This window comes from Nocardia sp. NPDC059240 (assembly GCF_042753865.1).
Taxonomy (GTDB): Bacteria; Actinomycetota; Actinomycetes; order Mycobacteriales; family Mycobacteriaceae; genus Nocardia.
On the sequence record NZ_JBHZAC010000005.1, the window covers coordinates 178,870 to 201,625 of the forward strand.

Annotated in this window: 19 protein-coding genes, 1 tRNA gene and 1 pseudogene; 10 read left to right on the top strand and 11 right to left on the bottom strand. The window is 66.5% G+C overall.

From position 1 onward, the window contains the following. Positions 1 to 58 precede the first annotated feature (58 nt). The 3 genes from ACFXHA_RS19620 (at position 59) to ACFXHA_RS19630 (ending at position 5,402) form a co-directional block, all read left to right on the top strand. Entirely contained in the window at positions 59 to 3,268 is a 3,210-nt protein-coding gene (locus ACFXHA_RS19620; protein ID WP_379358640.1) for a (Fe-S)-binding protein, read from the top strand. A 274-nt stretch (positions 3,269 to 3,542) separates the two neighbouring features. Further along, positions 3,543 to 4,304 carry a copper homeostasis protein CutC gene (locus tag ACFXHA_RS19625; RefSeq protein ID WP_379358642.1) on the top strand — a complete coding sequence of 254 codons (762 nt, stop codon included), beginning with the start codon at positions 3,543 to 3,545 and terminating at the stop codon, positions 4,302 to 4,304. Between the two features lie 249 nt (positions 4,305 to 4,553). Beyond that, positions 4,554 to 5,402, top strand: coding sequence for a lytic polysaccharide monooxygenase (locus ACFXHA_RS19630; protein ID WP_379358644.1), 849 nt, complete (start codon positions 4,554 to 4,556; stop codon positions 5,400 to 5,402). Positions 5,403 to 6,184: 782 nt separating this feature from the next. Here the strand turns inward: ACFXHA_RS19630 and ACFXHA_RS19635 are convergent. From ACFXHA_RS19635 to ACFXHA_RS19645, 3 genes and pseudogenes are all read right to left on the bottom strand, one after another. After that, positions 6,185 to 7,477, bottom strand: a pseudogene (locus tag ACFXHA_RS19635) (YibE/F family protein); the annotation flags it as partial. Between the two features lie 482 nt (positions 7,478 to 7,959). Beyond that, positions 7,960 to 9,219 carry a pyridoxal phosphate-dependent aminotransferase gene (locus ACFXHA_RS19640; RefSeq protein WP_379359583.1) on the bottom strand — a complete coding sequence of 420 codons (1,260 nt, stop codon included), beginning with the start codon at positions 9,217 to 9,219 and terminating at the stop codon, positions 7,960 to 7,962. A gap of 12 nt (positions 9,220 to 9,231) precedes the next feature. Then, positions 9,232 to 10,593 carry an XRE family transcriptional regulator gene (locus tag ACFXHA_RS19645; RefSeq protein ID WP_379358646.1) on the bottom strand — a complete coding sequence of 454 codons (1,362 nt, stop codon included), beginning with the start codon at positions 10,591 to 10,593 and terminating at the stop codon, positions 9,232 to 9,234. Positions 10,594 to 10,849: 256 nt separating this feature from the next. On the opposite strand from ACFXHA_RS19645, the gene ACFXHA_RS19650 reads away from it, so the two are divergent. Then, positions 10,850 to 11,299, top strand: a complete 450-nt coding sequence (locus tag ACFXHA_RS19650) for a hypothetical protein (protein ID WP_379358648.1) — start codon at positions 10,850 to 10,852, stop codon at positions 11,297 to 11,299. Between the two features lie 264 nt (positions 11,300 to 11,563). On the opposite strand, the gene ACFXHA_RS19655 is transcribed toward ACFXHA_RS19650, so the two are convergent. From ACFXHA_RS19655 to ctaD, 3 genes are all read right to left on the bottom strand, one after another. Beyond that, the gene (locus tag ACFXHA_RS19655) at positions 11,564 to 12,892 is read right to left on the bottom strand and encodes an Hsp70 family protein (protein ID WP_379358649.1); all 1,329 of its coding nucleotides are present in this window, start codon (positions 12,890 to 12,892) and stop codon (positions 11,564 to 11,566) included. Between the two features lie 205 nt (positions 12,893 to 13,097). Beyond that, positions 13,098 to 13,670: a dCTP deaminase gene (gene dcd, locus ACFXHA_RS19660; protein ID WP_379358651.1), complete on the bottom strand. Its 573-nt coding sequence runs from the start codon at positions 13,668 to 13,670 to the stop codon at positions 13,098 to 13,100. Between the two features lie 15 nt (positions 13,671 to 13,685). Continuing rightward, positions 13,686 to 15,437: a cytochrome c oxidase subunit I gene (gene ctaD / locus ACFXHA_RS19665; protein ID WP_379358653.1), complete on the bottom strand. Its 1,752-nt coding sequence runs from the start codon at positions 15,435 to 15,437 to the stop codon at positions 13,686 to 13,688. Positions 15,438 to 15,738: 301 nt separating this feature from the next. Between ctaD and ACFXHA_RS19670 the strand changes: the two genes are divergently transcribed. Further along, positions 15,739 to 15,809, top strand: a tRNA-Gly gene (locus tag ACFXHA_RS19670). Positions 15,810 to 15,904: 95 nt separating this feature from the next. Here ACFXHA_RS19670 and ACFXHA_RS19675 read toward each other — a convergent pair. The 4 genes from ACFXHA_RS19675 to ACFXHA_RS19690 form a co-directional block, all read right to left on the bottom strand. After that, complete coding sequence (locus tag ACFXHA_RS19675) at positions 15,905 to 16,351, bottom strand: hypothetical protein (protein ID WP_379358655.1); 447 nt, start codon at positions 16,349 to 16,351, stop codon at positions 15,905 to 15,907. A gap of 118 nt (positions 16,352 to 16,469) precedes the next feature. Beyond that, positions 16,470 to 16,829 carry a hypothetical protein gene (locus ACFXHA_RS19680; protein ID WP_379358657.1) on the bottom strand — a complete coding sequence of 120 codons (360 nt, stop codon included), beginning with the start codon at positions 16,827 to 16,829 and terminating at the stop codon, positions 16,470 to 16,472. A gap of 49 nt (positions 16,830 to 16,878) precedes the next feature. Then, positions 16,879 to 17,175 (bottom strand): hypothetical protein, encoded by a 297-nt coding sequence (locus tag ACFXHA_RS19685; RefSeq protein WP_379358659.1) that lies wholly within the window; start codon positions 17,173 to 17,175, stop codon positions 16,879 to 16,881. Then, complete coding sequence (locus ACFXHA_RS19690; RefSeq protein WP_379358661.1) at positions 17,162 to 17,386, bottom strand: hypothetical protein; 225 nt, start codon at positions 17,384 to 17,386, stop codon at positions 17,162 to 17,164. The genes ACFXHA_RS19685 and ACFXHA_RS19690 overlap by 14 nt, the downstream gene beginning before the upstream one ends. 73 nt (positions 17,387 to 17,459) lie before the next feature. Here ACFXHA_RS19690 and ACFXHA_RS19695 point away from each other — a divergent pair, with 73 nt between their 5' ends. The 4 genes from ACFXHA_RS19695 (at position 17,460) to ACFXHA_RS19710 (ending at position 21,154) form a co-directional block, all read left to right on the top strand. Then, complete coding sequence (locus tag ACFXHA_RS19695; RefSeq protein WP_379358663.1) at positions 17,460 to 18,239, top strand: alpha/beta fold hydrolase; 780 nt, start codon at positions 17,460 to 17,462, stop codon at positions 18,237 to 18,239. A gap of 19 nt (positions 18,240 to 18,258) precedes the next feature. Continuing rightward, positions 18,259 to 19,017: a crotonase/enoyl-CoA hydratase family protein gene (locus tag ACFXHA_RS19700; protein WP_379358665.1), complete on the top strand. Its 759-nt coding sequence runs from the start codon at positions 18,259 to 18,261 to the stop codon at positions 19,015 to 19,017. Positions 19,018 to 19,173: 156 nt separating this feature from the next. Then, positions 19,174 to 20,280, top strand: a complete 1,107-nt coding sequence (locus ACFXHA_RS19705) for a DUF4185 domain-containing protein (protein WP_379358667.1) — start codon at positions 19,174 to 19,176, stop codon at positions 20,278 to 20,280. A gap of 142 nt (positions 20,281 to 20,422) precedes the next feature. Next, entirely contained in the window at positions 20,423 to 21,154 is a 732-nt protein-coding gene (locus tag ACFXHA_RS19710; RefSeq protein ID WP_379358669.1) for a class I SAM-dependent methyltransferase, read from the top strand. Positions 21,155 to 21,173: 19 nt separating this feature from the next. Here the strand turns inward: ACFXHA_RS19710 and ACFXHA_RS19715 are convergent, their stop codons facing one another. Beyond that, positions 21,174 to 22,064, bottom strand: a complete 891-nt coding sequence (locus ACFXHA_RS19715; protein ID WP_379358671.1) for an SDR family NAD(P)-dependent oxidoreductase — start codon at positions 22,062 to 22,064, stop codon at positions 21,174 to 21,176. Positions 22,065 to 22,142: 78 nt separating this feature from the next. Here ACFXHA_RS19715 and ACFXHA_RS19720 point away from each other — a divergent pair, with 78 nt between their 5' ends. After that, the gene (locus ACFXHA_RS19720) at positions 22,143 to 22,715 is read left to right on the top strand and encodes a TetR/AcrR family transcriptional regulator (RefSeq protein WP_379358673.1); all 573 of its coding nucleotides are present in this window, start codon (positions 22,143 to 22,145) and stop codon (positions 22,713 to 22,715) included. Positions 22,716 to 22,756 lie beyond the last annotated feature (41 nt).

The following is a 22,756-nucleotide window of genomic DNA, read 5'->3' on the forward strand; positions in this document are numbered from 1 at the left end:
CGAGGCGGGACCAGGCCGCCTCGTCACACGTTCGTAGAACCGTAAGAGAGGTCGCGACATGAATGCCCTGACAGTGACGCTGGGCACGATTGGGGCGGTGTTCACAGTCTTCTGTTGGGCATCGTTCATCGGAGGCGTGCGGAACATCGCGCGCACCGTCATGGTCGGGCAGTCCGCGCCCGATCGCTGGCGGCCGTTCTTCCCCCGCTTCAAAACCATGTTCGTGGAGTTCCTAGCGCACACGCGGATGAATAAATTCCGCACCGTCGGCTGGGCGCACTGGCTCGTCATGATCGGCTTCCTCGCCGGATTCATCCTCTGGTTCGAAGCCTACGGTCAGATCTTCGACCCCGAATTCCACTGGCCCATCATCGGTTCCTGGGGCATTTACCACCTGGTCGACGAAATCCTCGGCATCGGAACGGTCGTCGGCATTCTGGTGCTGATCGTCATCCGGCAGCTGAACCACCCGCGCGTGCCGGAGCGGCTGTCGCGCTTCAGCGGCTCGAAGTTCGCGCCCGCGTATGTGATCGAGAGCATCGTCCTGGTCGAGGGCCTGGGCATGATCTTCGTGAAGGCCGGCAAGATCGCGACCTACCACGAATCCCACACCTGGAGTGACTTCTTCACCGAGCAGGTGGCCAAGCTACTGCCCGAGTCGGTCGTCATGGTGTCGATCTTCGCGTTCATCAAGCTCTGCTCGGGCGCGCTGTTCCTGCTGCTGGTCGGCCGCAACACCACCTGGGGTGTGGCCTGGCACCGGTTCGCGGCGTTCCCCAATATCTACTTCAAGCGTGAGGACGACGGTTCGGTCGCCCTCGGTGCGGCCAAGCCGATGATGTCCAACGGCAAGCCCATCGAGATGGAGACCGCCGATCCGGACAACGACACCTTCGGCGTCGGCAAGTTCGAGGACTTCTCCTGGAAGGACATCCTCGACGTCACCACCTGCACCGAATGTGGCCGCTGCCAGTCGCAGTGCCCGGCCTGGAACACGGGCAAGCCGCTCTCGCCCAAGCTGCTGATCATGTCGCTGCGCGACCACGGCTACGCCAAGGCCCCGTACCTGCTGGCCGGTGGCCGCAAGGATATGGGCGGCGACGAGATCGGCCTCGTCGACAAGGACGGCAAGCCGAACGAGCGTGCGCTGGCGAACATTTCGGAGGCCGCGCGCGCCGAGGCCGAGCGTCCGCTGGTCGGTGGCGAGGATGTCAACGGCATCATCGATCCCGAGGTGCTGTGGTCGTGCACGACGTGTGGTGCGTGCGTCGAGCAGTGCCCGGTGGATATCGAGCACGTGGACCACATCATCGATATGCGCCGCTACCAGGTGCTCATCGAGTCGGAGTTCCCGTCCGAGCTCGCGGGTCTGTTCAAGAACCTGGAGAACAAGGGCAATCCGTGGGGTCAGAACTCCAAGGACCGGTTGAACTGGATTTCCGAGGTCGACTTCGAGGTCCCCGTCTACGGCCGTGACGCCGACAGCTTCGACGGGTACGAGTACCTGTTCTGGGTCGGCTGCGCCGGTGCGTATGAAGACCGCGCCAAGAAGACCACCAAGGCTGTGGCCGAACTCCTCGCCACCGCCGGGGTGAAGTTCATGGTGCTCGGTCAGGAGGAAACCTGCACCGGTGACTCGGCGCGGCGTGCGGGCAACGAGTTCTTGTTCCAGCAGTTGGCGATGCAGAACATCGAGTTGTTGAACTCGGTGTTCGAGGGTGTGGAGGCGTCGAAGAAGAAGATCGTCGTGACCTGCGCGCACTGCTTCAACGCGTTGAACAACGAGTACCCGCAGGTCGGTGGCAGCTACGAGGTCGTGCACCACACGCAGTTGCTGAATCGTCTGGTGCGGGCGAAGTCGTTGGTGCCGGTGTCGCCGGTGGCGCAGAACGTCACCTATCACGACCCGTGCTATCTGGGTCGGCACAACAAGATCTACAACGCGCCGCGTGAGTTGATGGAAGCCTCCGGCTCGACGCTGGTGGAGATGCCGCGTCACGGTGAGCGTTCCATGTGCTGTGGTGCCGGTGGCGCCCGCATGTGGATGGAGGAAAACCTCGGCAAGCGCATCAACGTCGACCGCGTCGACGAAGCATTGGACACGCTCAAGGGCGGTAACGAGCCGTCGTTGATCGCGACCGGTTGCCCGTTCTGCCGCGTGATGCTCACCGATGGTGTGACCGCGCGTAAGGATGGTGGCGAGGTCGGCCAGGGTGTCGAGGTCGTCGATGTGGCGCAGTTGATGCTGCAGTCGATCGCCCGTGTCGAGGCGTCGGTGCTGACGGAGAACTTGAAGGTTGTTCAGACCCCGAAGGTCGAAGAGCCGGAACCGGTTTCCGAGCCGGAGCCGGTCAAGGCCGAAGCCGTGGCCGAGGCTGCGGTCGAGGCGCCGAAGGCGGCTCCGGCCGGTGGCGGTCTGGGCATGAAGGGTGGCTTGAAGGCCCCCGGTGGCAAGGGTCTGGCCATGAAGGGCGGGCTGAAGGCACCGGGCGCGAAGGCCGAAGCGGCTCCGGCCGCCGAGGCTGCCCCGGCCGAGGCCGCAGCTGAGGCTGCTGCCCCGGCTCCGGCCAAGGGCCTGGGTATGAAGGGTGGCGCGAAGGCCCCGGGTGGCAAGGGCCTGCAGATGAAGGGCGGCCTCAAGGCCCCCGGCGCGAAGGCGGCCGAATCCGCTTCCGCCGCTGCGGCTCCCGCCGAGGCCGCTGCTGCTGCCGAGGCTCCGGCCGAAGCCGCCGCTCCGGCCGCCAAGCCGGGCGGGCTCGCCATGAAGGGCGGCCTCAAGGCTCCCGGTGGCAAGGGCCTCCAGATGAAGGGTGCCGCCAAGGCTCCGGGCGCGAAGCCCGCCGCCGAGGCACCGGCCGAGACGGCTCCCGCCACCGAGGCTGCCGCTGCGGCTGCTCCGGCTCCCGCCGAAACGGCTTCGGCCGCATCGGCTCCGGCTGCCGCCGAGGCCAAGCCCTCCATCGCCCCGAAGGGCCTGGCCATGAAGTCGGGCCTCAAGCGCCCCGGCCCGAAGGCTCCGGGTGCCGCCGCACCCGCCGCCCCGGCCCCGGAAGCGCCTGCGGCTCCGGCCGATTCGACCCCGGCTCCCGCTGCTGCGGCTCCGGCGGCCGAGCCCACCGCCCCTACTGAGCCCACCGCCCCGGCCGAACCGGCCGCGTCGGAGAGCAACGGCACCTCGGAGGGCAACGGCGCTGTCAACCCGCCCGCCGCGAAGCCGGGTGGCCTCGGCTTCAAGTCGGGCATGAAGGCTCCGGGCAAGAAGAACTAGGACCGGGCCCGAATTATCGGGCAGCCGAACCTGATCCACTCGGGCGGCGCTACCACCTCGGTAGCGCCGCCCGAGTTGTCTCAGCACTGGTTCGCATCCCCGGTCACCGCCATTTCGATGAGCCCGGCACCGTCATTCCGGGATGACGAGTGGTCCGACCGCACGAGCAGGCGGGTCTGCGGCCTGCGTTTGCGGGGTTCGTTCACGGGGCATTAATGCGGGAATGGCTAATCTCAGGCAACATGTCGGGCGGGAGTTCGCCATACTGCAAGGTATGACGGATGCGCGGGCGGTTCGGGTCGAGATCGGGGTGGAGTCTCTCGGTGGGGTCCGAATTGCCGAACAGGCGGGGGCTACCCGGGTGGAATTGTGTTCGGGGCTGACGGTCGGGGGACTCACGCCCGGGGCCGCCCTGATCGAGGCGGCGGTCGAGGCGGCGGGGCATACGCAGGTGCATGTGCTGATCCGGCCGCGTCCCGGCGACTTCCGCTATTCGGCCGATGAGGTGGCGTTGATGCGGGGCGATATCGAGCGGGTGCGGGCGGCGGGTGCGCACGGCGTGGTGATCGGGGTGCTCGACGAGGACGGTCACATCGATCCGGCGGCCAATACCGAATTGCTGGCCGCCGCGGAGGACATGGAGGTCACCTTCCATCGCGCCTTCGATGTGTGCGCGGATCCGGCCATCGGTTTCGAACAGTTGGTGGAACTCGGTTTCACCCGGCTGCTCACCTCGGGCCGCCAGGAGTCGGTGCTCGACGGGGCATCGTTGATCGCGCGGCTGGTGAATCTGGCCGACGGCCGCATCGACGTGATGGCCTGCGGTGGCCTGCGCGCCGACAACGCACGCCGGGTGATCGAGCTGACCGGGACGCGCGATCTCCATGCGGCGGTGCGCATTCCGATGCCGGGCCGCCCGCAGCCGGATTCCGAGGTGTCCTTCGCCGAATTCGGAGTGCCCAGCGGCTTCGACCATTTCGTCACCGATGCCGACGGCGTCTCGGCGTTGTGCGAGGCGGCGCGCACCTCGCTCTGAGCGGTGTCACCGGTGGGCCAGCGATCGGCGTGTCGCTGTCGTGTCCAAGCCAAAGTTTGCTGCGCAACCAGTGATGTTTGCTGTGGCACAGGACAATTCGGTCAGGCGTGGTAGGACGCTTGACCAAAGGGTTGCCGGGTCATATCTTTTGGAGCACGCTATTGCTACAAAGTGGTCTGGATCACATCTCAGATCCGTCACGGGGAAGCACGCCGGCCTCCGCTACCCCACTCTCACAAGGGGTTTCACGTGATAGGTAGAAGACTGTCCATGCTCGGGGCCGCCGGGATCACACCGCTCGTCGTCGCGATATTGCCAGCCGCCATCGCCCATGCCCACGGCTACGTGTCGGGACCGCTGAGCCGCCAGGCGCAGTGCGCCCAAGGGCTCCTATCCTGCGGCGACATCAAATACGAGCCACAGAGCGTGGAAGCGCCCAAGGGCTCGAACAAATGCAGCGGCGGCAATTCCCGCTTCCTGGAACTGGATGACGACACCAAGCCCTGGCAGGTCCAATCCGTCGGCAGCACTGCGACTTTCACTTGGACCTTCACCGCACTACACCGCACCCTGAACTGGGAGTACTACATCGGCGCGACCCGGGTCGCGGTCTTCGACGGCGGCAACAATCCGCCACCGGCCGACACCGTCAGCCACACCGTGGATCTCAGCGCCTTCACCGGCCGCCAGAAACTGCTGGCGGTCTGGAATATCGGCGACACCGCCGATGCCTTCTACTCCTGCGTCGACCTGCAGATCGGCGGCGGTGGCGGAACTCCCTCCACCACAACGCCTCCCGCGACCACAACGCCTCCGGTGACGACCACAACCCCGGCACCGACAACGACGCCGGCCACCACGACACCACCCACGACTACACCACCCGCGACCACGATGCCGCCGACCACCACCCGCAGTCCGCAGCCCACCACCACCGCCGGAAAACCCGCTGCCGCCTGGAAGGTCGGCGCGCACTACAATATCGGCGACCTCGTCACCTATGACGACATGCGCTATCGCTGCCTGCAGGCCCATACCGTGTACGACCCCGGTTGGACACCGGAAGCCGCGCCCGCCCTGTGGCAGATGGTGGACTGATCCCAAGACCCCGTCATGAGCGGGTAGCGGGCCCGAAACCGCCGAATCGGGCCGGCCTCTCGTCGAGTTCACTGCCGCAACGGATTTCCCCGCGCCTATCCGCCACGCCGTGACCGATGACCATCCCCGCACCTGACGGAGAGGGGCGTGTTCCTCCGTGGGAACACGCCCCTCGCATCAGCTTTCGCTCACCGGGAGTGCCGGCCGCCACGCGGCGGCTCGGGTGGCCACCCTTGATCCGGCGACTCGGGCCAATCTTGGTTCGGTGTCTCCGGCCAGCCCTGGTCCGGTGAATCCGGCCAGCCCTGATTCCGTTGCTCCGATCGACCCGCATCTCGCGGTTCCGCCCCGGTCCACGGCTCATCGCGATTGAACCAGGAGGACGTCGTATGCCGCTGCTCCTGCGGGACATCCGTCGCGTACCACGAACGCTCGTCCGAGACAGCGGCTTCCGGCTCAGGATTCGGCTGCACCACACTGGTTCTCGGAATGGTCGGCGGCTCACCGCTCCCGCCGCCCGACTCCGCCGACTGCACGCCACTCCACGAATCGCGCGATTGCGCAGCGCTTCTCGGTACCGGCTGATCGCCTCCGTAGGGCGCGCCCCGGCCCGCGGCCGGCTGGGATCCGGTGCGCGACACTGCCGATTGCTCACCGGTTCGTGGGGTTCCGGTACGGCGGGCGGCAGCCTGGGAGCCCGTGCGAGTGGTTGCGGGTTGCGCGCCGGTACGCGGCGCACCCGTGCGGCGGGGCGTATTCCGTTGCGCCCCCGTGCTTCGCGACCGTCCGGTGCCCGCGGGCGCCGTCGCCGGTTTCGCGCCGAGCGGCCGGGCCAGCAGGACCGCGATGGCGGTGGTCAGCGGCACCGACAGGGCCAGCGCGATGCCACCGACCGCGGCCCGCGCGATCTCGATGCCGACCGCGTCGCTGGTCAGCACATCGCTGATCGGCCGCCCGGCGACGCTGAACAGCAGCAGCAGCGGCAGCGCGCCACCGGCGTAGGCGAGGACCAGGGTGTAGACCGTACTGGCGATGTGATCGCGTCCGACCCGCATGGCCGCCGCGAAGATGTTGCGGCGGTTGGACTTTTCGTCGAGCGCCGCCAGTTCGAATGCGGCCGACGCCTGCGTGATGGTGACATCGTTGAGCACACCGAGTGAGCCGATGATGAATCCGGCCAGCAGCAGCCCGGTGATGCTCACGTGCTGGATATAGGCCGCGACATTGGTGTTCTGTTCCTCGGAAAGCCCGGTCAGGCGAGTCGCCTTCAGTGCCGCCCAGGACAATCCCGCCGCCAGCGCCATCGAGGTCAGCGTGCCGAGCAGTGCCGAGCTGGTGCGCAGGTTCACCCCGTGCGCCAAATACAGCACGGCATAAAGGATTACCGCGCCGGCGACCACTGCGACCGGTATCGCGGGCTCCCCGGCCAGCATCGCCGGCAGTAGGAAGAAGACCAGCACGCCGAACGCGATGACGAGTCCGATCAGCGCCCGCAGCCCGCGCCACCGCGCCACCGCGATGATGACGACCGCGAAAAGGACCACGATGATGATCAGTGGCATCCCACGGGCGTAGTCGTTGAACGTATACGACGTGACGAGCGGATTCTCCGCACTCACCGGTTTCGTCGGATCCTTCGGAACCGATTGCGGCGCAATGCGAATCTTGTCGCCCACCTGTAAGTGGGCCTGATCCGGCCCCGGCGAATTCACCAGAATCGCCCATTTGCCCTGATCCGCCCCGGATTCGATGGAGACGACACTGCGGGTGCATTGCCGCTGCGCCGCCGGCAACAACTCCGGCTCCTGGTCGAGTACCTGACCGGCGGTACCGCTACCGCACGGCCCGAGGTCCTGTTTGATCACCGTCGCGGCCTGGGTGGCCACCGCCCCGCCACCCGCACCCTGCATGGGCAGCGGAATATCGACGTGCTGCGAACTCGGCCATAACCAGATCAATCCGGCGATCACCGCTAATCCGATCACCGCCAACAGCCCGACCACAACACGTGCGGCATTCGTCCCGATAGCAATGGGCCCGGAGTGGTCGTGATGGTGGTGATGGTGATCGCTCACGCGCAGAGCCTAAAGGAAAACAATTCTCGACATGCTGAGAGGTTGTCCGCGCCATTGCGAATCCGAAGTCGGAAACAAAAAAGCCCCAGTCGTTTGATAACGGACCGGAGCTTGCGGGAGGGGCGGCGGAGAGCAGGGGGATGTCTCCGCCGCCCGGCATCAGCGGCCCAGGGGGGGTAGGCCGGCTGACACAGGACCGGACGGCCCAGGGGGGGTAGGCGGTCCGGTCGGGCACTCTAGGTGCCGAGGACCACTGTACACAAAAGACGGTTCTTTGCGCTAGCTAAGTCTCTAAAAACCCAACTTTTTCGTACCAGCGGTTTGTTTTTGCCATGGTCCCACCTGCGCCATCCACCCGGAGTAGGGGTGTCCACAGCCGGACAAGATCGAATAGCCGCAGGTCAGGGTGGGTATATACGAGGGCGCGTCGGTACTCCAGCGTACCCCTCGAGTACGCCGTGATCGAGAATTTCCGCCTGGAATTACTGCCGATAGCTCGAGAGGAAGTTCCCGAATCGCTCGATCGCGACCGACAGATCGCGCGCCCAAGGCAGCGTGACGATCCGCAAGTGATCGTGATGCGGCCAGTTGAATCCGGTCCCCTGCACCATCAGGATCTTCTCCTGCAGCAGCAGATCCAGCACCAGCTTCGAATCATCGTGGATCTCATGGACTTCCGGATCCAGCCGCGGGAACGCGTACAGCGCGCCCTGCGGCTTCACGCACGAAACGCCGGGAATCGTATTCAGCTTCTCCCAGGCCACATCGCGCTGCTCGAGTAGTCGCCCGCCCGGCAACACCAGATCGTCGATGCTCTGATGCCCGCCGAGCGCGACCTGAATGGCATGCTGCGCGGGCACATTCGGGCACAGCCGAGTCGAGGCCAGCAGATCGATACCCTCGAGGAAACCGCCCGCGTGATCCTTCGGCCCGGTGATCACCAGCCAACCGGAGCGGTATCCGGCCACCCGGTACGCCTTGGACAGGCCGTTGAAGGTGAGGCACAGCAGGTCCGGCGCGAGCGTCGCCAGCGACACGTGCTTGGCGTCGTCGTAGAGGATCTTGTCGTAGATCTCGTCGGCCAGCAGCAACAGCTGATGCTTGCGGGCCAGGTCCACCACCTGCTGCAGCACCTCGGCGGAGTACACCGCGCCGGTCGGGTTGTTGGGGTTGATCACGACAATCGCCTTGGTCTTGTCGGTGATCTTGGCTTCCATGTCGGCGATGTCCGGCTGCCAGCCGTTGGACTCGTCGCACAGGTAGTGCACCGGGGTGCCGCCCGCGAGCGAAGTCATGGCCGTCCACAGCGGATAGTCCGGCGCGGGAATCAGCACCTCGTCGCCATTGTCGAGCAGCGCCTGCATGACCATGGTGATCAGCTCGGAGACGCCGTTGCCCAGGTAGACGTCGTCCACATCGAATTCCGGGAAGCCCGGCACCAGTTCGTAGCGGGTGAAGATGGCCCGCCGCGCCGACAGGATGCCCTTCGATTCGCTGTAGCCCTGCGCGTACGGCAGCGCGGCGATCATGTCGCGCATGATCACATCGGGTGCGTCGAACCCGAACGGCGCCGGATTGCCGATGTTCAGCTTCAGAATCCGATGCCCTTCGGCCTCCAACCGCGCCGCGTGTGCGTGTACCGGCCCCCGGATCTCGTAGAGCACGTTCTGGAGTTTGGTCGACTGCTCCAGCACGCGCGGGGACTTGTGCGGTAGGTGACTAGAAGGGCTCACCCGATCAATGGTGCCAGAGGGCTACCGGGCAGTATCCGGAGGTAGCACGCTGCGCGCGGCGGTCGACCCGCAGAACTCCTCGATCCTTTCGTCCAGGTCCTGGGCCTCCCCGGCATCGCGGAATTCGGGACTCGCGAGGCGCTGACGCACCGCGGAGAGCCGTTCCTCCAGTTGCGCGATGCGCTTGTCCTCCTCGAGTTCCAGCACCGGGTCCAGGGCCGCGGCGGCCCCGTCGAGGCTGCCGTTGATCAGGTGCGCGGCCGCATTGTCCACGCGGGCCAGCGATTCCGCGCCATAGGAGCGTTTGTCGGTGGGCCCGTTCACGTACAGGTCGATGGCGCGGTTGGTGGCGTCCAGCGCGGGAGCCGCCTGCCCGAGGTGGATGTAGGTCGCGCCCGCGTAGTAGTGGCTCTTGGGCTGGTTGAAGCCGAAGACGCCGCCGACCTCGTCGTGCAGGTTGTCGCTGGATTCGCTGTCGCGGGCGTCGTCGGCGGAGCGGATGCAGCGTTCGGTGTCGGCGGCACTGCCCAGCCGCGACCAGATGCGGGCCTCGATATTCAGCAGCCGCACCCGCGAGGTGGCGGATTCGGCGTAGTGCTGCCCGCTCTGAGCCAGCACGACCGCGCGGCGCGGCCGCTCGGCCCGATATTCGATGAGCGCCTGCATGCCGCGGGTCCAGGCGCGCAGCGGGTTGTGCTCGCACAGTTCGGCGTAAGCCCAAGCCGCCCTTGCCTGTTCACCGGCGGCATCGAAATAGCCCAGATCGGTACTGGCATTCGCCAGCAGACCGGACAAAGTACCCGCTAAAAGGTACAGATGAGACGTATCGGCAGGCCGCTGATGGCCTTCCAGCAACCGGTACACCCGCCGCCGCACCCGCAACATCTCCACCATCATCGGCACCGGCGGCATATGTACGTAATCGTTCGCGATGCGCGTGACATCCGCATCCAGCTGCTCGAGCAGTGTCGCACCCACATTGGTGCCCTCGGCCCTGCCTGCGTGTTCGCTGGCTTCGTGGGCAGCCGCCATGATCAGATCCCTCTCCGAAATCGCCGCTAACGCATCGCCCCTCATCGCACCCGTGTCGACGAGTGCCAGCAGTTCCGCGTCGCTGGAATAACTGGCCTGCGCCGGCATGCCGCTCCAAAGTTCGGAACCGCCTTGGCGCACATCGAAACCGGGAACGGCGGGGCGCTCGCTCGAAGGCTGATCGATCAAGGCCGCGAACCGTGCCCGCACAACATCGTCGGACCTGGCAAGTGAGGTATCCAGGGCGGCCTGATTGATGGGACGGGGATGCACCCGATCGCCCCCGGCCTCCCACTTCGAGACCAGTCGCTCGTGCACGCCCAGATGTGCCGCGAACTCCCGGATACTCATGCGCTTGGCATCGCGGAGGGCCCGGGCCTCTTTGCCTGACCAGTGCCGGACCACGGTGCCATCCCTTCCGAACGAACTCCGATGTCCAGGGTACGAGCGGAAACTGGCCGCGACCACATCCGAAACCCGGTTGGTACCAGGCTTTATACGTATCGGTAATAGTGGCGGCGGATTGGCAGTGGAATGCGGGTGTGCGGGCGTTTTCACAGGCGGTATCCGCGCGCCACCCTTGTGGTCAGGGGAAGGAGGCGGGGATGTGAACGCGGACAAGCTCCGAACAGTCGAAGACTGGGTTTCCTACTACCGGCACGAGTTCGGTTTGCCGGTCACCGAACGCGGCGGATTCGTCATGCTTCCCGTCACCGCGCAGGTCGGGGTGGTGCACCTACCGGTGGCGCGGGCCGAAAAGGTCCGCGGCGCACTGCAACAGCAGCAGCGCGAGGGGCCCATGCTGGCGCGGCAGATTCGCTGGAGCTTTCTGGCCGAACCGGATTCACGGCCCGGCGATCAGATCATGGAGGTCCTGAATCGGCTCGATATCGGCATTCCGGCCGTAGGCAGCGCGGTCATGCTGCCCACGGGCCTCGGCCGCTGGACGCGCGAGGGCTGTCACTGGGTGACGCCGCCCGCGCGCGACACCAAACTCCCACCCCTGTCGGCGATTATCACGACAGCTCTGGCGGTGGGAACCGGGAGCGGGGACTGAACGCAGCCTGTCCTCGCGCCGGCGCTGCTCGCGCCGGATCCACCGAGTCCGCCCCCTTCTGGCAGTCGACGGGGCGGACTTGGCCCAATTCAACTCTCGAAACTCTCAGGGGCTTCGCCCCCGAACCCCCAGGGGCGAACTCGAGGGCTGCGCCCCCGAACCCCCGCGAGGACGCCCCCGAACCCCCGCGAGGATCCGGGCCAACGCGCCCGACTGGCTGCGAGGTTGTGGAGGCGGCGGCCCGAAATACCTTGTGGTGGCGGGCTACTGCGGTGCGGCCGGGGCCGGGAACAGCGGGGGGATGGTGGGCACGATAACCGGGGGCAAGCCCGGGATGATCGTGATGGTGTTCGGGCCGGGCGTGGTGGGGGGTGCCTCGGTGGTGGTGGTCGCGTAGCTGTGGGGCTGGGGGGCGGCCAGGGATTCGTTGGTGGCGTCGCTGGTGGTGGGGGCGACGGTGGTGGATTCGGCCGGGCGGGTGGTGGTGACCGGGACGGAGCTGGTGACGGCGTCCTGGCGCTGCGAATCATGGCTCAGGACTTGGGATCCCCAGCCGAGGGTGATGCCGATGGCGGCGACCACGACGAGTGCGCCGACCGCCACTCCGGCGAGGCTGATCTCGCGGCGGCGACCGGACTTCTCGACCGCGACCCGATGGCCGGACGGCCAAGACTGCGCCGGTTCCGCGGGCGCGGCGGGCGCGCTGTCGTGCGCGGCGGGGAAGGGCGCGGGGGCCGGGCGGGCCATGACGGGGCGCGCCAGCAGGGCCGCGCCGCGGGTGACCACGGTGTCGGGTGCGGCGGGCACCGTGACCGGAACCCCGAGCCAGCGCCGCAGAACCCTTGCGACCAGCGGAATCTGGGCGCAGCCGCCGAGCAGCGCGACCGCCTGCACGGGCTGCTCGGAGCGCAGGATGACATCGCGGGTCATGCGCGCGGAGGATTCGACGGCCAGCATGATGAGGGCCTCGAAGTTCTCCTGCGACAGCAGCACCAGCCCCTCGGTGGAGGGCAGCGCGACGGCATTGCTGGTCGAGAGTTGTTCCTTGGCCTCGCGACAGAGCGCGTCCAGCGCGGCCAGCCCGGTGTGGTCCGGCGGATGCGCGATGCGCCCGGAGGCGATCTGCTGTTCGCGGATCAGCGAATCCAGGTAGTCGCCGCTGATGTCGCTGGTGCGTTCGGTGAAGCAGACCTGTCGGGTGGCGGTGTCCACCACCGTCACGGACAAACCGGACGCACCCAGGTCGTAGAGCGCGACCGTGCCGAAACCTTGCAGCTCACCGGAGTATTCGAGGAATTCCAGCGCCGCCACCACATCCGGCACCAGTTCGTAATTGGTGAACTGCCGCCGCGCCAGTTCGGCGCGGATGGCGCGTGCGTGATTCTCGTCGCGGTAGGTGATGGCGGTGGCGCTGATGCGGGAATCCGCCGCGAGCACCGCGCCGATGACATCGGCGGTGAGTTCGTCGACGCGTCGCTCGCCGACCGGCACCGCCTGCACATCGAAGGCGGCGGTCTCGGCGGAATCACCGGCGATCGGGCGTGCGATACGCACCGCACCCGCTCCCACCGATACTCCCAGAACCGAACTCATCCGTTGCCCGCCCTTGATTCCATACACCTGTCGCCGTCACCTTACGACGTACCGCGCCATCCGTACACCCGGTCTGCTCACCCACCGGTCGGCGTATTCGCGCCATCACTGACGGTCAACTGTCCAGGCAGCGGCCGATTTACGCCGAATACCCGGCAGAAACCGCTAGCGCGAAAGGCAACTCGGCACCGGCTCCGCAGGCGATTCAGCGCGAGACGGGAAAATTCAGATAGGCCCGCGACGGCGTCGGCCCGCGCTGACCCTGATATTTCGAGCCCGCGGCCGCGCTCCCGTACGGATGCTCGGCCGGACTGGTGAGCCGGATCAGGCACAGCTGGCCGATCTTCATGCCCGGCCACAGGGTGATCGGCAGGTTCGCCACATTCGACAGTTCCAGCGTGATGTGCCCGCTGAATCCGGGATCGATGAATCCCGCGGTGGAATGCGTCAGCAGACCCAATCGGCCCAGACTGGATTTACCCTCCAGCCGTCCGGCCAGATCGTCGGGCAGCGAGCACACCTCGAGGGTGGAACCGAGCACGAATTCGCCCGGGTGCAGCACGAACGGCTCGCCCTCGCCCGGTTCGACCAGCGTGGTGAGCTCGTCCTGCCGTTGCGCCGGATCGATATGGGTGTAGCGGGTGTTGTTGAACACCCGGAACATACTGTCCAGCCGCACATCGATACTCGACGGCTGCACCAGCGTCTCGTCGAACGGCTCGACCCCGAGACGCCCGTTGGCGATTTCCTTGCGGATGTCGCGATCTGAAAGCAGCACGGGCAAAAGACTATGTCAATGCCCGGTCGCCTTATCGACTGGCCCGGCCTCGGTGACCTGTTTGGGTTTGCGCAGCCCCCAGCTGGCGTGCGCTTCGGCGCGCATGCGCGGCACCATGTGCGGATAGTGCAGTTCGAAGGCCGGGCGTTCGGAGCGGATGCGCGGGAGTTCGTAGAAGTTGTGCCGCGGCGGCGGGCAGGTGGTGGCCCATTCCAGCGAATTGCCGTACCCCCACGGATCGTCCACGGTGACCACTTCGCCGTATCGATAACTCTTGAAGACATTCCAGACGAACGTGATCATCGAGAACCCGAGGATGAACGAGCCGATGGTGGAAATGGTGTTGAGCGTGGTGAATCCGTCGCTGGGCAGGTAATCCGCGTAGCGGCGCGGCATGCCCTGGTTACCCAGCCAGTGCTGCACCAGGAAGGTGGTGTGGAAACCCAGGAACGTGGTCCAGAAATGCAGCTTCCCGAGCCGTTCGTCGAGCAGCCGGCCCGTCATCTTGGGGAACCAGAAATAGATGCCCGCGAAGGTGGCGAACACGATGGTTCCGAACAGCACGTAATGGAAGTGCGCCACAACGAAATACGAGTCCGAGACATGGAAGTCCAGCGGCGGTGAGGCCAGGATGACGCCGGACAGCCCGCCGAACAGGAACGTCACCAGGAAACCGACGGACCAGAGCATCGGCGTCTCGAAGGTGAGTTGCCCACGCCACATGGTGCCGACCCAGTTGAAGAATTTCACGCCCGTCGGCACCGCGATCAGGAAGGTCATGAACGAGAAGAACGGCAGCAGAACCGATCCCGTCGCATACATGTGGTGCGCCCATACCGCGATGGACAGCGCGCCGATGGCCAGCGTCGCGTACACCAGCGTGGTGTAGCCGAACAGCGGCTTGCGGCTGAACACCGGGAAGATCTCGGTCACGATGCCGAAGAACGGCAACGCCACGATATAGACCTCGGGATGCCCGAAGAACCAGAACAGATGCTGATAGAGGATGGCCCCGCCATTGGCCGAGTCGAAGACGTGTCCGCCCAGGTGTCGATCGAACTCCAGGCCCATGAGCGCCGCGGTGAGGATCGGAAACGCCAGCAGCACAAGCACACTCGTGACGAGGATATTCCAGGTGAAGATGGGCATGCGCCACATGGTCATGCCCGGACAGCGCAGGCAGATGACCGTGGTCACCATATTGACGCCGCCCAGGATGGTGCCGACACCGGACACCGCCACACCCATGATCCACAGGTCCGCGCCCATGCCCGGCGAGTGTTCGGCCAGGCTGAGCGGGGTGTAGGCGGTCCAGCCGAAGTCGGCCGCGCCGCCCGGGGTGAGGAATCCGGCGGTGGCCATGGTGGCCCCGAACAGGTACAGCCAGTAGCTGAGTGCGTTCAGCCGCGGGAACGCCACATCCGGCGCCCCGATCTGCAGCGGCAGCACCGCATTGGCAAATCCGAAGACGATCGGTGTCGCATAGAACAGCAGCATGATGGTGCCGTGCATGGTGAACAGCTGATTGAACTGTTCCGGCGTCAGGAACTGCAGGCCCGGCCGCGCCAGTTCCGTCCGCATCAGCAGCGCCAGCAGGCCGCCGATCAGGAAGAACACCACGGCGGTGAACAAATACATGTTCCCGAGCATCTTGGGATCGGTGGTGGTGATGGCCTTCCACAGATACGACCCCTTGGGTCCCATCCGGCGTGGATATGGCCGCGTTGACTCGAGCTCGGGCACTTCACGAGCGGGCACTGCGGTCATACGTCCTCCTCGACCGCCGAGCAGGATTTGCCGAACGTGCGCTAGCTACCGTTCAGCGCATCCAAACTTCCTGTGGTGGACGGGTTTTCGACCCGGGCCAAGTTTACGACCGCCGGTAGTCGAAACTCGGTGCTTCAGCGAAAGAACCCGACGATCTTCGGCGCGCCGCGTCCGACGCGCGGGAACGATCACCGGAATGCGGACCTCGATCAGAAATCCCCACCCGTACCTGCGGCAACGGATAAGAGTTGCATCCGGTCGGAGCCGGTCTGATAGAGTCGCGAGCGCAAGTAAACACAGTGCCGATGTAGTTCAATGGCAGAACTCCTGCTTCCCAAGCAGGTAGCGCGGGTTCGATTCCCGTCATCGGCTCAATCGAAAGCCCCCGTCCCTCCGGACGGGGGCTTTCCGCATGTCAGGCCCTGTGAGGGGTTTCAGGGGGTACCCCTGAGAGTTACGAGAGTTGTTTACTTCACGCACTCGGTGGCGATGCGGGTGGTGGCCTTCGCCGCCTTGATCAGGTCGTCCTTGCTGAGCCCGGCCGTGGTGGGGTTGGTGCCGTTGGCGCTGTCGATGACCTTCTGAATGCCGCTGTCCGACAGCCCTTCCTGGATATAGATGTTGGCCACGCAGTCGGCGGTCGTCTGGCTGAGTTTGCCCTTGTCCTGCAAGGCCTTCGAGATCTGGTCGGCAGTAAGCCCGCTACCGCTGCCGGGCGTGGTGGTGGCCCCGGCGGAGGGCGTACCGCTCGCGCCCGGGGTGACGGTGGGCGCGCCCGAGACCGTCGTGACGGCCGCGGCCGTGGTCGTCGCCGCGTTCGGGGTGGTGGTGGCCGGTGCGGCCTGCTGGCTGTTGCTGCACGCGGACAGCAGTGGCAGCGCGATCAGCGCCGCCACAACGATGGATTTCCGCATTGTGATCCCTCCCGGTGCCGGGACGATCCCGGTCGATTCAGAGATTGCACACCGGCACCGGAGAGTTAACAAGGGGCGGCCGAAAACCACCGGCCGCCAAGCCAGCTGACGATCTTGACTACTTACCCGTCGTCATGCAGGAGGACACGATCTTGGCGGCGGCCGCCTGCGCCTTGTCCGAATCCGCCTTGCTCATGCCCGCCGCCTCGTAGTCCGCCGCACCGACGGTCTTGGCGTCCTTCTTGACCATCACCTGCAGACCGGCCTGCGAAATACCCTCGTCCAGAAAGACTTTCGCGGCGCAGTCGGCGAACGCGGCATCGAGGCCGCCGCCCTGCAGGGACTTGGACAGTTGGGCCTGGGTGACATCGGCGGGCTTGTCACCGCCGCTGCTGCCGCCACATGCCACCAGTAGCGGAAGCGCGGCGGCCAGCACGACGGTGCCACCGAAAATTCTGCCTCCGAGAGGAACGCGCACTGGGGCCTCGACTTTCATGATTCGACGGGAAGCTGCCGCAGGCACGATCTCACAGATCCATGGCGGCGCGCAGCGCTGTGTCGATTCGTTCCGCCGTCTCGCCGTCCACCTCGGCAATCCGCTCGTCCAACCAGCCACGATAGATGCGGCCCAGATTTCCCGCGTGCACCCAGCCGTGGCCGGGAATCGGCACGGCGAGGATGTCGCGCGGATCCTCGGCCTCGACCTCCGCGGCGATCAGCCAGTGCCGCGGCGACTCGTTGATGCCGTCGCTCGAGATGAGAATGATGGTGCGGGTTCGGGTGGTGCCGTGCGGGTGGTAGACCCAGAGTTCACCCCTGCGCACGCAGCTCCTTCTCGGCGGCCAGTGTTTCCGCCTCGTCAGCCGCGGCGAGTTCGACCGGGTCCGGTGCCGGGCCGAAACCCAATCGCACGGCTTCGCGGCGGGCGGCGCGGGAGATCCACGCCGACGGCGACATACCGGCGCGAGCCGCGGCATCCTGTGCGTAGGACCAGGCCGCCTCGTCCAGCGACAGTGTCACTTTTCGGGTTGCCATACCTTTTATCGTACTTCCGGAGTGGCCGTTTTCCGCCTGTTGGCGACACGTCAACATCGGTAGGGTGAGTGCGGTGACGACGTTGAACCACCACCGCACCGGCAACGGCGATCCGCTCGTGCTGGTGCACGGCGTGGGCAGCCGGTGGCAGGTGTGGGAGCCGATCATCGACACCCTGGCCGCATCCTTCGACGTGATCGCGGTGGATCTACCCGGATTCGGCGACACCCCGCCGCTGCCGCACACCACCGTCTCGACCCTCGCGGACGCGCTCGTCGACTTCCTCGCCGCCGAGGGCATCGAAAACCCGCACCTGGCAGGCAATTCCATGGGCGGCGGCATTGTGCTGGACCTGGCCGCGCGCGGCCTGGCCCGCTCGGTGACCGCCTTCTCCCCCATCGCGTTCTGGGATACCGCCGGTCGCGTCTGGTGTCAGCAGTCGCTCGGCCGCGCCAAACAACTGACCCGGGTGCTGCATCCGGCCGTCCCGGCGCTGCTCGGAAACACCGTGGGCCGCTCCACCTTCCTGGGCTTGGTGTTCGGTAAGCCGTGGGCGCTCGACGCCCAGGTGGCCGTGGACACCGTCGAGGGACTGCTCGCCGCGCCCGGTTTCGACGCGGCCCTGGCCTCCTTCACCGACTTCCGGCTCCCCGACCGCACCGCCGTCGACGGCATCCCGGTCACCATCGCCTGGGGCAATCGTGACATTCTGCTCACGTACGCCACCCAGGCCCGGCGTGCCCGCGCGGTGCTACCCGGCGCACGGCACGTCACCCTGCACGGCAGCGGCCACACGCCCTTCTACGACGACCCGGCCGGCTGCGCCCGCCTGATCCTGGATCAGCTCGACTAGCTCGACAGAAGGAAAGACCGTGAGCCACAACGTTTCCCTGACCTTCGACGGTGATCGCGCGTACGTGGCGCTGGATCGGCCCGATAAGCACAACGGCCTGACCATCGAGATGCTGCGCGAACTGGTGCGGGTCGCGGGGGTCATCGGGAAGCGCTCCGACATCCGGGCGGTCATCCTGTCCGGCAACGGGCCCAGCTTCAGCTCCGGCCTGGATGTCGCCAAGGCCATGAAGGATCCGCTGGATGTGGTGCGCGCCTTCGTGCCGCTGCCGTGGCGCGGCACCAACACCTTCCAGGAGGCGTGCTGGGCGTGGCGGCGACTGCCGCAGCCGGTGATCGCCGTGGTGCACGGCCGTTGCTACGGCGGCGGGCTGCAGATCGCGCTGGCCGCCGACTTCCGCTTCGTCACACCCGATTCCGAGTTCTCGGTGATGGAGGCCAAGCACGGCCTGATCCCGGACATGACCGGCGCGGCCACCCTGTCCCGGCTCATCGGCATCGACAAGGCGCTGCTGCTCACCATGACCGCCGACCCGGTCGACGCCGCCTACGCCGAACGCATCGGCTTGGTCACCGAGGTGACCGCGGATCCGCTTGCCGCCGCGGAGAAACTCGCCGACCGGATCGCGGCGCGCCCGCAACACGCCGTGGCGAGTGCGAAGCAGCTGTTCGATCGCACCTGGCAGGCGTCGGTGCGGCGGACCCTCGCGGTCGAGCGCGCGACACAGCTGCCGTTGATCATCCGGCAGGCGCTCGGGTCTGGTAAGAATCAAAAGTAAGCCAATTCACGGCAAACAATCCGGTTTGCAAGCCCCAGAATTGGGGTTGCGCTGTTAGCATTTTCACACTTTGCCAACGAGTCGAACGCATTGTGCGGCCCGTCACATACGGTGTGGTCCGCGCATTATTCGGCGAGACCCGGAGGAAGCACCGCATTGAGAAAAGCCGCCCCCCTGCTGGTGTCCGCTCTTGCAGGTGCCACGGCCTTGCTCCTTACCGTGACCACACCGGCCGCAGCCAACCCGAACGCGATCAACCCGATTCCCGTTCTCAACGGAACCAATGGTCTGCCACAGCTGCCCGGACGGACCAAGGCGGTCTTCCAGGTCACCGGCATGGCCAGCCCCAACAACACCCAGTCCTACAACGTGCTCGGCACCGACCTGGGCATCATGTGGGACAACGGAAACGGTGAAATGCTCACCGCTTTCGGTGACACCGCCGGCCTCGGCCTGCCGAACCTGCTGGTCGGCAGCACCTGGGCCTGGCGCTCCAACATCCTGGTGCGCTCGCACACCCACGATCCGGGCAACGGGATCTTCTTCGACTCCGTCGTGCGCGATTGGTTCGGTCAGGCCCGGGATCTCATCCCCAGCCCGAAGATCCCCTTCATCGAGATCAGCCGCATCCCCACCGCCGGCATCTCGGTCGGCAACACCCAGTTCATGAGCCTCATGTCGGTGAAGAGCTGGGACGACGTCGGCGAGTGGACCACCAACTACTCGAGTCTCGCCGTCTCCGGCGACAACGGCGAGAACTGGGTCGAACTGCCCGCCACCCGCCGGCCCGACGACGGCGGCAATGCCAACTTCCAGATGAACGCCTTCGCCAAGCGGGACGGCTTCCTCTTCGAGTACGGCACAGCCTCCGGCCGCAACCATCCGGCGTATGTCGCGCGCGTCCCCGAAGCGGCCGCCGGCGATATGGGTGCGTACGAGTACTGGGACGGCGGCAAGTGGCAGAAGGACGTCAACGCGGCCCAGCCCGTGGTCGGCGGCGGCGTCTCCGAGATGTCGGTGCAATGGAACGACTATCTGGGGCAATACATCATGCTCACCACCGACCCGTGGAACTCGGTGGTCATGTACACCTCCCCGAACCCCGAAGGTCCGTGGAGCGCGCCCTCGGTGCTCATCGACACACGGGAACTGCCGACGGCCTACGCGCCCTACATCTTCCCGTACCAAACCGGCCGTGACCTGTACTTCCTGACCACGGTCCACACCCAGTACAACGTGCTGCTCATGCACACCACGCTGTAACCAGCTACCAACTCTCGGGACTCTCAGGGGCTTCGCCCCTGAAACCCCTCGAGATCGCGGGGCCCCGCCCCGTACCCCGGCCGCGAACTCGAAGGAGTTCGCGGCCGAGTCGTCTCCGGACACCGTCAATAGACTCGTCGTCATGGACTCCGCCGAATGGGATGAGTACTACGCCGGTACCGAATTGGTGTGGGGCGCGCCGCCGAGCGAAACAGTGGTCGAGCAGGTCTTCGGGTTGGAGCGACGACTGCCGGTCGGCGGGTTCGGGATCGGTGAGCCGCGACCGGAGTTGCCGCGGGCGCTGGATCTGGGGTGCGGGGAGGGGCGCAATACGTTGTGGCTGGCCACGCATGGCTGGCAGGTGGATGCGGTCGACTTCTCCCAGACCGGGATCGACAAGGGGCGCACCGTCGCGTCGCGGCTGTCGCGGTCGGTGCGCGGGCGCATCCGCTGGGTGCACACCAACGTCACCAAGCTCGACGCGGCCGACATCACCGGGCCGTATGAGCTGATCCTGATGGCGTTTCTGCATCTGCCCGCCGACGAGCGGCGTGCCCTGCTGCTGCACGCGGTCGAGATGCTCTCCCCCGGCGGGACCCTGCTGATCGTCGGCAACGACACCCTCAACCTCGCGGAAGGCTATGGCGGCGAACGCAATCCGGCCCTGACCTTCACCCCGGCCGACCTCATCGCCGACCTCGCCCCCGCCGAACCCGACATCCAGGTCCGCCTCGCCGACCGCGTCCACCGCCCCACCGAGGACCGCGACGCCATCGACGCCCTGCTGGTCGCCACCAAACCGGTCCCCGAACCCCCGGACGAAGAACCGGCCCTCGGCACCGTTCCCCTGCCACCAGCCCTGGACATCTTCTAGCCACACCCCCAGCGCGTGGCTAGCTCCGGACCGGCAGACCGGTCAGGTTCGCACTTTCCTCCCACAGCCGTGCCCGGCGGTCCGGGTCGGTGGTGTGCGCGGCGGTGAGAACATCCTTGCGGCGCACGAAGAATCGTCCGGTGACACCGTTCACCTCGGGAGAAGTGGCGAGCCAGACCGGGGTGTCGGCGCCGGCGTCGGGGCCGGGAAGCAACGGGTTGACCCACTGGGACCAGCCGAAGGCGCGCAGCAGGCCGCGCGCGGAGTCGCGGCCGAGTCCGGTGTGGCGAATGATGCCGGGGTGCGCACCGTTCACGGTGATACCGGTCCCGGCGAGCTGTTCGGCCAGGCTGTAGACGAACATCGCGTTCATGTTCTTGGTACGCCCGTAGGCGACGAAAGGCCGGAAACTGGGCGGGAATCCGTGCGCCCGCGCGTTCTCGAAGCCCAGGTCGTCGAGGTGGACGGGGATGCTCCGCAGTGCGGTCGGCGAGGCTCCGACCACCACCAGCCGGGCGGATTGCCCTGCGGCGGCGAGATTCTCGCCGAGCGTGCGCAGGAGTAGATACGGCGCAAGGTGATTGGTGGCCAGCGTCCGCTGCACGCCCTCCGAGGTGTGGTCGGTGAGGTCGGCGACCACGGCCGCATTGCTGATCAGAATGTCGATTCGGGTGTCCCGCAGGCGATCCGCGAGCGCCCGGACCTCGGACAGCAGCGCCAGATCGGCCAATTCACCCCGCAATCGCGCGCCCGGTACAGCGGTGCGGATCCGTTCCTGCGCCGCATCCAGCCGACCCCGGTCCCGCCCGACCAGGACGACGTCCACTTCGGCGGCCGCCAGTTGTCGTGCGATCGCCTCCCCGATCCCGTTCGTCGAGCCCGTGACGACGGCCGTAGTTCCCCGGTCCATACCCACTCCCATCAGAGGTTGACAACGTCAACCTAGGCGTGCAGGTTGACGCTGTCAACTGCCGATTAGGATGGATCGATGCCACCGCCCACCCGCACCGTGCTGCTCGATTCCGCCCTGCGCCTGCTCGACGCGGGCGGCACCGAGGCCGTCACCCTGCGCGAGGTCGGCAAGGGCGCGGGCGTCTCACACAACGCGCCCTACAAACACTTCGCCAACAAAGAGGCCCTGCTCGCCGCCGTCGCCGCCCGCGAACTATCCGAGCGCGCAGTCGGATTCGCCGAGGCCATCCAGCAACAGCCCAACCCCCTCGAAATGCTGCGCGCCGTCCTGCACGGCTACATCGCCTGGGCCCTCGAACATCCTGCCCGCTTCCGCCTGGTCTTCGGCCGCTGGACCGACGAAACCCCCGAACTCGCCGAAACCGGCGGCAATGCTCAGTCCGCTTTGATCGCCCTGGTCGCGCAGGCCCAAGCCGCAGGCAGTCTGCCCGCCGCCGACCCCGAACGTCTCGCCTCGCTGGTACGCGCCGCCGCCCACGGAGCGGCTGACCTCGCGTCGACGGGTCACCTGGCCGCCAATGGCAAGGGCCACGCCGATCCGACCGACCTGGTCGACGACCTGCTCGCCTACCTGACCAAGGCCCGCTGACCGACCCTCACCATCTCGGGGAACCCTTCGTCATCCCGGGG

What these genes read in the sequence shown, in the direction of transcription:
- ACFXHA_RS19620 (WP_379358640.1), top strand. Translation starts at nt 59, where the DNA reads ATGAATGCCCTGACAGTGACGCTGGGCACGATTGGGGCGGTGTTCACA.
- ACFXHA_RS19625 (WP_379358642.1), top strand. Translation starts at nt 3,543, where the DNA reads ATGACGGATGCGCGGGCGGTTCGGGTCGAGATCGGGGTGGAGTCTCTC.
- ACFXHA_RS19645 (WP_379358646.1), bottom strand. Translation starts at nt 10,593, where the DNA reads ATGAGTATCCGGGAGTTCGCGGCACATCTGGGCGTGCACGAGCGACTG.
- ACFXHA_RS19655 (WP_379358649.1), bottom strand. Translation starts at nt 12,892, where the DNA reads ATGAGTTCGGTTCTGGGAGTATCGGTGGGAGCGGGTGCGGTGCGTATC.
- ctaD (WP_379358653.1), bottom strand. Translation starts at nt 15,437, where the DNA reads ATGACCGCAGTGCCCGCTCGTGAAGTGCCCGAGCTCGAGTCAACGCGG.
- ACFXHA_RS19675 (WP_379358655.1), bottom strand. Translation starts at nt 16,351, where the DNA reads ATGCGGAAATCCATCGTTGTGGCGGCGCTGATCGCGCTGCCACTGCTG.
- ACFXHA_RS19690 (WP_379358661.1), bottom strand. Translation starts at nt 17,386, where the DNA reads ATGGCAACCCGAAAAGTGACACTGTCGCTGGACGAGGCGGCCTGGTCC.
- ACFXHA_RS19710 (WP_379358669.1), top strand. Translation starts at nt 20,423, where the DNA reads ATGGACTCCGCCGAATGGGATGAGTACTACGCCGGTACCGAATTGGTG.
- ACFXHA_RS19715 (WP_379358671.1), bottom strand. Translation starts at nt 22,064, where the DNA reads ATGGACCGGGGAACTACGGCCGTCGTCACGGGCTCGACGAACGGGATC.
- ACFXHA_RS19720 (WP_379358673.1), top strand. Translation starts at nt 22,143, where the DNA reads ATGCCACCGCCCACCCGCACCGTGCTGCTCGATTCCGCCCTGCGCCTG.